At 30.5% G+C, this 12,772-nt stretch carries 9 protein-coding genes; 2 read left to right on the top strand and 7 right to left on the bottom strand.

Annotated elements, in window-relative coordinates; all coding sequences use genetic code 11:
* The first annotated feature begins 36 nt into the window (after nucleotides 1–36).
* On the top strand, nucleotides 37–240 hold the full coding sequence (locus tag ABV008_RS04910; RefSeq protein WP_352418703.1) for a TOBE domain-containing protein: 204 nt from the start codon (nucleotides 37–39) through the stop codon (nucleotides 238–240).
* Between the two features lie 71 nt (nucleotides 241–311).
* A complete protein-coding gene (locus ABV008_RS04905) occupies nucleotides 312–980 on the top strand; it encodes an NAD(P)H-hydrate epimerase (RefSeq protein ID WP_352418702.1) in 669 nt (222 codons plus the stop codon).
* A gap of 58 nt (nucleotides 981–1,038) precedes the next feature.
* On the opposite strand, the gene ABV008_RS04900 is transcribed toward ABV008_RS04905, so the two are convergent.
* The 7 genes from ABV008_RS04900 to ABV008_RS04870 all read right to left on the bottom strand — a co-directional run bounded on the left by ABV008_RS04900 (nucleotide 1,039) and on the right by ABV008_RS04870 (nucleotide 12,772).
* Nucleotides 1,039–1,284 (bottom strand): type II toxin-antitoxin system RelE family toxin, encoded by a 246-nt coding sequence (locus ABV008_RS04900; RefSeq protein WP_352418701.1) that lies wholly within the window; start codon nucleotides 1,282–1,284, stop codon nucleotides 1,039–1,041.
* Nucleotides 1,277–1,498, bottom strand: a complete 222-nt coding sequence (locus ABV008_RS04895; RefSeq protein WP_352418700.1) for a hypothetical protein — start codon at nucleotides 1,496–1,498, stop codon at nucleotides 1,277–1,279. Before ABV008_RS04895 ends, ABV008_RS04900 begins: the two co-directional genes overlap by 8 nt.
* A 110-nt stretch (nucleotides 1,499–1,608) precedes the next feature.
* Complete coding sequence (locus tag ABV008_RS04890) at nucleotides 1,609–2,319, bottom strand: hypothetical protein (protein ID WP_352418699.1); 711 nt, start codon at nucleotides 2,317–2,319, stop codon at nucleotides 1,609–1,611.
* A complete protein-coding gene (locus ABV008_RS04885; RefSeq protein ID WP_352418698.1) occupies nucleotides 2,316–3,785 on the bottom strand; it encodes a PglZ domain-containing protein in 1,470 nt (489 codons plus the stop codon). The genes ABV008_RS04890 and ABV008_RS04885 overlap by 4 nt, the downstream gene beginning before the upstream one ends.
* 4 nt (nucleotides 3,786–3,789) lie before the next feature.
* Entirely contained in the window at nucleotides 3,790–6,462 is a 2,673-nt protein-coding gene (locus ABV008_RS04880) for a DEAD/DEAH box helicase (RefSeq protein ID WP_352418697.1), read from the bottom strand.
* Nucleotides 6,459–9,035: a DNA methyltransferase gene (locus ABV008_RS04875; protein ID WP_352418696.1), complete on the bottom strand. Its 2,577-nt coding sequence runs from the start codon at nucleotides 9,033–9,035 to the stop codon at nucleotides 6,459–6,461. Before ABV008_RS04875 ends, ABV008_RS04880 begins: the two co-directional genes overlap by 4 nt.
* Entirely contained in the window at nucleotides 9,032–12,772 is a 3,741-nt protein-coding gene (locus ABV008_RS04870) for a DUF6079 family protein (RefSeq protein ID WP_352418695.1), read from the bottom strand. Before ABV008_RS04870 ends, ABV008_RS04875 begins: the two co-directional genes overlap by 4 nt.

The raw sequence follows: 12,772 nt of genomic DNA, 5'->3' as shown, positions 1-12,772 counted from the left end.
TACTAATGGTGATTATATTTAATGGAGGTAATTTACATGCAAATATCTGCAAGAAATCAACTAAATGCTAAAATTACAAACATAAAAAAAGGGCCAGTTTCAACAGAGGTAACACTAGATGTTAGCGGCCAAACTATGGTAAGTGTAATCACTACAGGTTCAGCAGACTCACTAAATCTTAATATAGGCGATACTGTTAAGGCTTTAGTTAAGGCTTCCTCAGTAATGATTATGAAGTAATTATACTCACACTTAATAGGTGTGAGTTTTTTTGATATAATATTTATAAAAATAAGGGGTGAAAAATTAATATGCTTACGATTAGTTGTGAAGAAATGAAGAATATTGATAGCTATGCAATAAATAATATTGGTATTCCAAGCATAGTGTTAATGGAAAATGCAGCTTTAAAAGTAGTTAGAAATATTGACTTACATAATATGAATAGATTTACGATTATATGTGGTGTAGGAAATAATGGTGGAGATGGTTTAGCTGTAGCTAGACATCTAGTATTGAAAAATAAGCAAGTAGATTTATTCATAATTGGAAATCTAGATAAAGGAACAAAGGATTTTAATACAAATCTAAATATACTAAAAAACATAGAAATAGGTTTCACTAATATATCAAAAGATGAAGACTTAGCCCAATTGAAGACATCTTTAGATAAAAACGATTTAACAATAGACTCTATATTTGGCATTGGACTAACTAGAAGAGTTGAAGGTTTATATAAAGAAGTGATTTCTTTAATAAACCATAAATCCAAGAAAATACTTTCTGTCGACATACCATCTGGGTTAAATGGAGATACAGGTGAGGTACTGGGAATTTCAATTAAGGCAAACATAACAATAACCTTCCACCTTATTAAAAAAGGGCTTCTTGAAAATAGAGAATTTGCAGGAGAAATAATAGTTGAGCCTATTGGAATACCTAAAAAGGCTACTAGTGCCATTTTAAAAAAGATGGAATAAATCCATCTTTTTTTGTGTAAGTTGTGAAGCAGCAACCTAGTTCCCACACTTCGCCTTTCTATTTGTATACATCTCCTCTTGTATCTATCTTTAATATCCTAATGTTATAGTTATCTGGATAAAAATAAATGACCCTATGTTTTCCAATTCTAAGCCTATAAAGAAGTGGCACATTATTTCCTTCAAGTCTTTTAATATCGCCAAGTGGGATGTTTTCTATAGCCTTTACTATTCTCAATGATGTTTTTTTATCATAAGAATCGAGAACTTTTTTAGAATTTTTTGAATAGGTGATTCTAATCATTTTCCTTGTCCTCAATCATTTTTTTTACTTCATCTGAGCTATACCAGTCATCTTCTTCCAAAACTTTTATAATTTCCTTTTCATCTTCTGGCTCAAGTAATAGTACTGGCTCTTCCTCTTCTTTAATAAACTTTATAAAGCTAATTACTTTACCAAGTTTTTCTTCAGTCAAACCTTCAACTAATTCTAAAATTCTCTTTTTAGGAATGGACATATAAACACATCCTTAAATTTATTTATGAGCTGATTACTTCATCTATATTATACCATATTATTCAAATATATATTTAAACTTACTGTGCTTGAAGCAAAAAACTTCCACGCTTATTCCCTTCTACTAACTACCACTTCTCCCCCAAATTTATCAAACATGAAAAGTTGACTTTCCTCTAAGATATTTAAGGTAATATCATATTCAAAAGGGAAAAATATAGGGTTGTTTCTTAGTTCATCAGCAGATAAATATAATTTATCTTTTATATGAGTCAATGTATTTGTAATGAGTACCAAACCATTTTTATCATTTATTTTATATTTCTTTACTCCATATTGATTCTTAGGTAATACTGTTAAAACTCCAATATCTTTAAGAGTTTTAATGTTTTTATCTATAGAATGGTAGAGAGTAGACCTTTCACCCCATACATCAAACATTCTATTTTTTATTTCCTTATTAGTTATGTCAAACATTTTATTATACATCTTTCCTATTGTGCAGCAAATATCTGCAAATACAGGATATACTAGAATCATTAAACACCAATGAGCTAATAAAATGTTTTCCTTATTCCCAGTGTTGTATAACCTAACAGCATATTCCTTAGTTCCCTGCATATTTTCTAAGTCTCTTACCCATATATTCATCAATATTTCTCTAGTTTTTCTTAAATTTATAGCACTTTTAATTTCATAGGATAGATAATCATTTAAACTTTCCTTAATCTCTGCTTCAGTTTTACCAGAAATGTAAAAATTAGCCGCTTGATTTAACCATTCTAATTTAATATTTCTTGACATTCCAATTATTTTGCTCATGCTTCGACTCCTTTAATTTTTATAAATGGAACAATTACTTCTTGTAAGCTAGTTCCCCCATGAGATACAATCTTTTCTCCTTTTATCCCCATAGCTTCGTCATGCTGACAAATTAAATATCTATAGTCTTTAGGTAAATAAAAAGATGAGTATTCAAATAAATTAAGCTCCTCCATAAGTCTATGGTAATCTCCAAACTCTTTTAATACCAAAGTTCTTTTAGATTTTGTCTGGACCTCTACTCCTGCTCCCTTAGGTGTACCAATAGTAACACATTCTTTATGACCATGGTCAGATGTAATAAATACATCAAAACCCTCATTATATAGTTTTTTTATCATATTTAATAGCTTACCTGATTTAGAAAGCAATTGGACATCTCTATACATACCAGCATTGCCCTGTTTTTGACTGTGAATTAAATCATCTATGTCATTTATTATAACACAAATACATTTATCCCTAGTATCAATCTGAAAATCATATCCCCTATAGTATTTAATTTCATAATCTTTGTAGTTATTTTCTATACATTTATCAAAAAACAAAGTCTTTTCATTATTTAAGTTAAAAGGACTTTTTAATAATGCTGGCAACTCACCTGATAACATACTTTGTCTAGAAATAGCTGTTATAGTAGGAATAATTGCAAATGATGTATTGAATCCATAACTTACTCCCTTTAAATCCTCAGATATAATTAACCAATCTTCTATAGACATTCCATCCATAACAATCAATGCAGGTTTTGTTGAATGTATAAATATGTGATCTAACACACGATTAAGTAATACAGGTGCATTATAAGCTGATACACTAGATAAGGATTTATAATTATCAAAGATAAAATCCCTGAATTTAGTTTGCAAATCATTAATAAACTCATAATCATCTATAAAATAACTAATTTTATGCTTTACATACTCATACTTGGCAAATAATGTTCCTATTTTAAGCCATCTTGAATAGTTATCTGCTTCTGAAATTTCTTTTTCTATTTCTTCCTTTAAATACTTCATATATTCGCTTACATTTTCATCTGAGTACATTTCTTCTTCTAGGAACTTCTCAGTTTCCTTTTCAGAACTAATATCCCTATATAAATTTTCATGGGATATATATAATAGCTCCATATCGAAAATAGGATGATTATTCAATACATAGGAATTTAACTTATAAAATATATTGCCATAAGATATTTCCATAAAATTAAACTCCTGCCTAACATCATATGGAATATAAATATCTGAATACAATAATACTAGATATCTATCTTTATTTTTTTTAATTTGTGTTTCAAATATATATCTAAATTCCTCCACATCCCGATAATACACTATATTGTACTTATATTTATCCCTTAGAAGTGATATATGTTCTTGATTAATAATCTTATTTTTATCATAAATCATAATTCGTTCATGAATACCAAGGCCAAGTTCTGCTTTTAAATGCTCAAAAAACATAGTATCACTCCATTCTAGACATGAAAACAGGTTTAAATACTGGACAAATATTCTTATTTCTTTCGTAATCCAAAGCGATTTCTTTTTCCTCAGCTTCTAATGAATTCAATCTTGATTTTCTAATATTTTCAATACCAATCCTCTTAGCAGCTTCCTTCCTAAGACTTAATGCATATGAGTATTTTCTATATCTCTCTTCATTTTTCTCTTCATATTGTGCTTTTAACTCAAGGAAGGTGTCATAAGCAGCCTCTTCAGCTAAATCAAATATGCTTTCCATTATAGTGCTATCAACTGTTATATTATTATCTACAGTTATTATTGAATCTGCCTTTAAAAACTCTTCCCATATTCTTCTTCCTGAAAAAGGTCTTATAATCATATCATCATTAATGAATATAGGTAATATTTTTCTACTCTGTAAATCATCATTTATTGACAATTCCCATAAAGAAAAATAACCTTTTTCATTTGGAAGGTCCTTAATAGTAATAGAAGGTATTTTCTCTTCCTTAGACCAATAATTATCTTGATTTAGATGCATAATTACTTCTTCATCATTAATATTAATATTATGAAGCAAAATCATTTTACCATTTTTCCATAAATTATATGAATTCAGCATCCTATATAATGATTTCTCCAACTCAAAACCACCAAAGCCCTCTGAAGTTATCTCCAATTTTTTATTTTCTCTTAATAGTTCTCTATACTCATTGGCAGTTATTACCTGTTTTCTTATATCTTCTTCCATTTTGCTGATATTGTAATCAATATCCTCTGGACTTCTAATTGACCTAATATACACCTGAGAAAAATCAACATCTGCCAATTCATTGTCTAATACATCTGCTAGCTTGTCTATGCCAGTTTCGCTTAATATAACAGAAAGTTTGTCCTCTAAAACAGTTCTGACCCTATTTTCTATAGTTTCAGCTATAATAAAATTATAGATATATACATCTTGCTTTTGCCCTATTCTATCTACCCTTCCTATTCTTTGTTCAATCTTCATAGGATTCCATGGTAAATCATAATTAATTACTATATTAGCAAATTGAAGGTTTAGCCCTTCTCCTCCAGCATCTGTAGAAATTAAAATGTCATTTTTATCCTTAAACTCCCTAAGTGCTACGTTTCTCATATCTATATCCATACTGCCATTAATTAATGATACAGTATAGCCTCTTGATTTCAACATATTGCTAAGGTAAGACTGAGTAGCAACAAATTCTGTAAAGATAATCACCTTTGGATTATTTGTTTCACTTTTTATCTGATCTAATATATTTAATAGTGCTTCTATCTTTGCATCTAAATATTGATATTCTGCTTGCTTAGCCAAATTACATATAGCCTTTAGTTGTAATATCTCTTCCTTAATGTCTAAAGAAATGACTTCTAAAGCTTCATCCAGCTTATCTTCCAAATCTATTTCTACTAAATCATCAAAAGATAAAGAGCTTATTTTATCTCTTTGAGATTCTAAAATTTCTATTCTTTTCTCAATACTTTCTTTAATGGCAGCTGTACTGCTGGTAACCAACCTTTGCATCAAAACCATTAAAAATCCTATATAATATTTCTTTTCTTTAAATGCTTTGTTGTATCCATCCCTTACATATTCAGTAACCATTTCATACAGCTTAAGCTGCATGGAATGTCTTTCATCCCAGTGAATTTGTACAACCTTAGTAAATCTATTTTTAAATAATTTGTTACCTTCATTGTCTATGGCTTCTCGTTTTTCATTTCTAATGACAAAAGGTGCTACCTGTTCCTTTATTATGGCCTTGTAGCTTGGAAATGCCTTCTCATCTAATAATCTAATTAATCTTAAAAACGGCTCAGTTTTTCCTGAATGGGGCGTAGCAGTTAATAGCAATAAATATGGACTAGATTTTGATAGCAGTCTTCCAAGTTTATGTCTTGAAACATCTCCTGTACTACCAGCCACTCTATGAGCCTCATCTATAATAACTAAATCCCATCCACTATTTACAATGGCTAGTATTCTATCCTCATTGTATTGCTCAATTTTCTCCTTACTCCATCCAGCTCTGCTTTCCAATGGTTTTATAGAATCCATTGGACTAATTACCTGTTGGAACTGCCCATATATATCTTCATTGCCAGTTATTTTCCTAATAGTTTCATAATCAGAAGGTAAAATTACATGAAATTTCTCTCCAAATTTTTCAGCCATCTCTTGTTCCCACTGAGTTACTAATCCCTTTGGGCAAACCACCAAAATTCTTTTAACTAATCCTCTTGCCTTAAGTTCCTTAATAATAAGACCAGCTTCAATAGTTTTACCTAAACCAACTTCATCTGCTAATATATATCTAATGTTGTTATTTGAAACTGCACGATTTAGGACATGTAATTGATGTGGTAGAGGAATGATTCCACTACTTAAGGATGACAAAATTCCTTGGGAAGTCTCATTTTTTATCTTCCCAAGGATAGCCATATACCTGACATAATATTCGTCATAATACATTAAATCTGTATTTTGTCCTATTTGCTCAGAGTTAAGCTTATATATTTCATGGCTTAGTAAATTATATACATTGTAGGAAACAAAACCCCATATTTCGCTTCTTTCAAGGATTTTTACCTTCTCATTTTTTATTAGATCATAAGCATAATCGCCAATATTAAACAAAAGTATCACTCCACTCGAGAAAGTGCTGTATCATAGTACATTAAAAGCTTGTCATCTTCTTGAATAACAGTTTCAGGAAGTCTATTTGCTACTTTAACTATGTTATTATAATCTTTGTCCCTGTATAGTTTAGCAAAGCCTGCTCTTACTGCTTCTGTTCTAAATACTTTTAGCTTGCCTTTGCCTACTAAGTATTCTTCAAATTCCTTTAATAGCCTCTTTTCTCTCAATTTTATAATATCTCCTGATTTAGTTGGATCAGGTATATACCATCTGCCTTCTTCATCCTGTAGGAAGTTCTCTTCTAATAGTTCACTTAGTTCTGGTATCTTTTCATGCTTGGCTGCATTAACCTCTTTCATAAATTTAGGCTGGAGTTGGCTATAGGTCTGAGGCTCTTCAAGCTGATGATATAACCAAGCTATAGCATTTTTTTCATCATTTACAAAGAGACTAAACTGTATAGGCTCTAGCTCTGAAATAATCCTAGCATTGTCGTACTCATTTATCTGGTCATGTAAGAAATACATTCCGTCTCGCTTTAAGAATCTTTCATCTAATCCTTTATAAAAATCTGATGCATCTATAGGGACAGCTAGTCCATTCATTATATGATAAGCAACCATTCTGTCGAATAAAAGATAGGCTTCACGTTCCCTAACTATTTCTATCATATTATTCTTTTGAACAACTACTGGCAGCTTCTCTAAATGTTCTCTCACAAAATCCCAAGCTGTTTCCTCTGTTCCAGCTTTTTTTAGTATTCGCTTTTTAAAGCTATCTTTTGGTTTGTAGGCTGAAATGACTAGGTCCTGCTTTACTGCTGATGTAGTAGTTACTTGTTTAAAGCTTCCCTGTTTTTTATCTAGAGTTCTAACATCTGCTATAATAAAACCTGCTCTTAGAAGTGATTCTTGAATAGCATTCCATACTGAATTTTTTGAATTGTGAAATTCTACTGTCATCCAGCGATTAGGCTTTAATACCCTATAGTATTCTTCAAAGCATTTAGTCATTAGCTCTTGATATTCTAATAGTCCTTTGTTTTGAGTTTTATTTATAATTGCCTCTGGGGTAACATTTGTAAATACCTTCAACCAAGATTCCCATAAAAAATTGCTTTCTGAATACATAATATTATCTCCAAATGGTGGATCTGTAAATATATAATCTACAGAGTTATTTGGAATATTGTTAACATCGTCACAACTTTGTGTTGTAACCAAAAAATTATTTAGTTCATTTTTATTGTTTTGAGCATAATTTAAAATATTCTTTACTTTATTTCTGTAACCATTAAAAACATTAAGTTCCGGATATAAAGATGGTATATATAACATACCCATTATTGGACCAGGAGCCATTTTTAATGATGGAAGATATTTATTAGTTCTATTTAACCTTAAAATAGCTCCAGTAAAGCAAAATTTTAATAGACTACCTATTGATATATCCCTCACTTCGTTTATTTTTTTCCGTATTTTTGAAAGAGCAAATAAATTCCTTCTACTATAAAAATGATGAACTCTATAATAGCCTTGATGATAACCAGCTCTCCATATATCTCCCCATTTGCCTTCCTTAAATAACATTAAATCTATTGGATGATCAATATTGGTAAAATTTTTATTGCTAATCTGATTAATAATTTCTACATCTACGTTAGTAATTCTTGACTCATATTTTTTGTTTCCTAAGTTGTACACTTTTAACACAGGAACTTGCATAGCTCTCTCAATAATTTCATTAGTTTTCTCATCGTGAATAATTTCGATTTTTTTCTGTAAATCTCTTTTCTTTAATATAGAATTGCAGATTGGGCAATTAAATTCGTCTTTAACCTTACCAGTGCTGTCAACAGCTACATCATAAAATACAATGTCCCCACCACATGTAGAGCATATAAAAACATCTGACCATACAGTATAGTTTATCTTTCCTTTTACTGATCCCGTCATATCATATACTTGATTGCCATTTTCATCTATATGATTTGTCTCATACATCCAACCTAGCTCTTTTTCACATTCATCTAATATTCTATTTGCTTCTTTTTCAAATTCTGCTACGTCTACTGGAGTATTGTAGTTATATGCTATAAAGGTGGCTGCTGGAGATAAATCATTTAGTATTGCTTTTCTAGCTCCCCATTTTACATAGGGCATTTCCTTTTCTATTTTATATTTAAACTCTAAATCAGCATCAGGATTGCCGCACATCTGTGCAGCAACTCCTGTCATTCCTGTTCCACAAAATCCATCAAATACTATATCTCCTGGCTCTGTATAATGAAGTATATATCTCATAATAGCCTTATGGGGTACTTTTGTATGATAGCTGTGGGCATTGTATATGGGATCATTTTTCCCTTCGCTTACATCTGCTGCAAAGGGCTCCCTTCTATAATCGTCTGTCTCTTCATCATATGGCTTACCATGTTTCTTAATAAAATCCTCTATAAATGGGTTGGGGCATGCAGTATAATAAGGTGGAGCAGAAAGTGCTATTATATCCTCATCGGTGCCTATGGGAAAGCCTTCTATATGCCTTACCTTGTCTAAATCTTCTTTAGTCAATTTCATAGAACATTCTCCTCACCATTATTATTTTCTGCTATGATAAAATCCTTTTTCTTGTCTGAATCATATGTAATTATGATTCTTACTTTATTTAAGTCTTTACCCTTAACCTTTTCATCTATATAAGTTAAAAGCTTGTTTTTCAAGTCATTAACTGTACTTGGTCCTAGGTTTTGAATTTCATCCATCATTTCCCACATGTCTATATTTAGTTTATCTAGTCCCTGGAATAATGTATTAAAGGTATTAACAAAGAATCCATCTATTTCTTCTGGCAATGCTTTTTCTTTAATAACATTATCTACAAGCTTTTGCTGTTCTGGTTTTAGAAGTGACTTGTTTTCCATAATTAAATTATCTTCAAGTGCCAGTAAAAGTGCCTTTGTCCAATCTTCTAATAGTTTTTCTAAATTGTTTTCTATTGATTCTAGCATGCCTGTTACAGTAGGATTAGTTTCAGATAAAGTAAACCTGCATTTATTACATATATGAGATTTCTGCAAATCGCTTGTGCTTAATTCAAAACAGGTTTGTAAGGAGCTTAACTGTTTTTCTAAATTGTCCAGTTTGTTTTTCTGTGAAATATCTTTAATTTCAGTTAGTTTTTTTAAGTTTGATAATAATCTAGAACTCATTATTTGACCTTTTTTCTTAGATTCACTGTGTCCTAGCCTAGCTTTATTATGTTTATCAAAGTAATATTCTATATACTCTTCTTTAATTGGAGTTAATATACTTTTTAGCTTTGTAGCTGCTGCTTCTCCATTTATACCTTCTCTTATATTATCTCTAATTCTAAAGAACTGAGCTTTGCCTTTGTCAATTTTATCTCTCAAATCATCAGGTATCTCTGAATTTTCTACATTGGCAATATAGGATACTAATGCATCTGAATTAGCTTTAAATATTTCATATTCAGATACTATGGCCATATAATTCATGCCTTCTTCTATTTCATCTAATTGGTCAAAAGTAAGATTTAAATTGCTTAGTTTGGCCACTGTGTTGTATCTATTTCTAAAGTTGCCAAATTCATTTAGTACTTGACTAATTTTAAGCTCATATATTTTCTTAATATGTTCTGGTATAAGTGCTTCTCCCCATAAAACTGGCTCTTTATTTATATATGTCTTATATTTTAAAGCTTGTTCTGCTACTTCTCTAGTTCTGGCCAGTATTCTATCTAATCCTTTTTCTAGCTCTCTATTGTTTACTGTCATTCCAGTAGGTAAACCTAATATTTTAAGTAGTCTTTTTAGTTCTACTATGGATGCTTCTTTAGGCTTGGCTAGGTACTTGAATTCATGTATATGGGAGTTTCCTAGTGTAAGCAGTTTTTCTAAGTTTGAAGCTGTTAGTACAGTATCTCCTAGTGCTAGATTTGCATAGCCTGAATACACTAAAGCTAATAGCACTACAATATAGTATTCATTATTTATTTTAAATCTCTTATCTAGGGTTTCATCATATTTATCTTCTAAGATGTCAATTCTGTTTAGAACGCCCTGTGGTGGAAGGGTCTTCATTTTTTTAACTAGTTCCATAGCATATTTGGAGTTTTCTAAATCTATATTGCCATTTTTAATTAAACCAAAACTTTCTAAGATAGCTGTACTATCACTTGCTTTCTGTCCTGCAAAATGTTTTATTGCCCTAAGCATCAATTCTGCTTGATTATGTTTTGTGATTTTTACTTTAAATACAGGGAAATCCGGATACATTCCTATAAAATATTCTTCTAGGCAAATAGAAGCAGCTTTATCTATAGTATCTTTAAAATTAGTTTGTCTTGTTAAGCCGTGGGTTAGCTGAATAAGCTGCTGTTTTACTCCTTTGTAAATTACATTATAAAAAGTATTTTTATTTTCATTAAGCCATTGCTTTAGATTTTTTTCATATGCTGCTGCTTTCTTAGAATAAATGTTTTTTGTGTTTTGATCTGATGCTAAGTTAAGTAATTCCTTTGATGCAGAATATAGCTTTAGATTATTATAAAATTCTTCATCTAGTTTAAGCTCAAAAAATACTTCATCTTCTTTTAGTTCATCTGTATATTCTACATTGCCAAAGGGGGGTAGTACATACATATAATAGTCTCTTGGCGGTTGTGCTGTTGACCTTTCATTTGGAATACCTAAAAATAGATATCCTCTCCTATATACATTGTGACTATCCCAATTAAGCTGGTATTCATATATTTCATAACTTGGAACTGCCTTTTCTTCATCCCAATCTAATAAGTCATAAACTATGGAATAATAATATTTATTTAAGCTAATATCCTCTAAAAAATTAGCTTTATCTTCTATCTTGGCATCATAGTCAATATCTTTTTTTAAATCTAAAAAGTACTGTTGGTTTTCTTTGTTATATTCTATAAACTGTCCACTAACTAGTACCATAATATCTTTCAAAACAACCTTAATTATAGATAGTAAAAACTCTGGGTCTTTTTCCGGTAGATTTTCTATATATAAGCATAGGTCATCTTTTAAGTTTTCAGCAGTTAGCCCAAGTCGTACATCTATACCACCTGTAGTAAGTCTATGAACGCTTAATGCATAAATTATTTTTAGTGCAAGTCCTTTGTACTGCTGTTTTGGAAATGTTTTAGCAATCTTTTCTTCTAGTATTTCGCTTTTTTCTAGTACTTCCCTTATTTCTTGATCTGACCTTCTTGCATAATTGTCTTTAATAAATGACCAGTATGTATCATAGGATATGATTCCAGGTGCATTATCCGGTACATCCTTATCCAAGATACTATTTACGGTGGTTGATATGGTTTTTAATACATGTCTGTTTTCTGCTATATGAACTTTATTAAATACATCTATATAAGCAGGATGGATGGGAAATAGTTCTACATAATCTTCTATTCTTTCTGACATTTCCTTATATAAAACACAGTAAGGCAGTATATGCTCTCTTATTTTTGCTTTTTGCTCTGGAGTTTTACTCAATATTCTTTCTGATACTACAAATGCTGTATCTTTTTTTCTTATTATTACCTGCTCGAATCTATCTTTTATTTTACTCATAGTATCTGATACAAATGAAAAAGTAGGATTACTAAATAGTTGTTCTTGCACGCCTGAGATTATTCTAAGTCTTGAGTTTTTTATAAACTCTCCTATTTCTCTTAAAAACCCTAAGTCTAGCATTATTTCTTGTTCCCTGCGAGTCTTCAAATAATCTAATAGCTCATCAATTACTATTAGATATCCTTTATTAGGATATTTGGCTTCAAAGGAACTCATCATGGCTTCTAGTGCACCTTTGTTATTGGTCAATGTTGAACTATGAGGAAATTTATAGTTTATTCCTCTCTTAGATAAATCGTCTTCTATTTCTTTTGTTATTATATTTCTAAGACTATTGTCTACAGCTCCTAATTCAATTCTCAGTACTTCGAATTTACCAGCAATTGGTTCCAGATATTTTGAAAATTCTTTGTTTCTTATATATTTTAGATAATTCTCATCATTTGCTACAGATGATATAACTGACATTAAGTGACTTTTACCTGTTCCATAGTTACCTACTATAAGTACCCCTTTATTGTCTACTACTTCCTCCAATTGAATTTGACTTATTAGTCCAGCATCGAGCTTTTCAGCCATTTCATTCGAAATAACATAGGATTCAACTAAATTTATTGCCTTATCTTTGCTTCCAGCTGATTTTAGCTCAATAACGGTTTCGATTGGATTAAAATTAATTAATTCTGAATATTTCAA

Source organism: Proteiniborus sp. (assembly GCF_040308045.1).
Classification (GTDB): domain Bacteria; phylum Bacillota; class Clostridia; order Tissierellales; family Proteiniboraceae; genus Proteiniborus.
The sequence above is the reverse complement of the archived record's forward strand: the minus strand, read 5'-3'. Positions and strand labels throughout refer to the sequence as shown.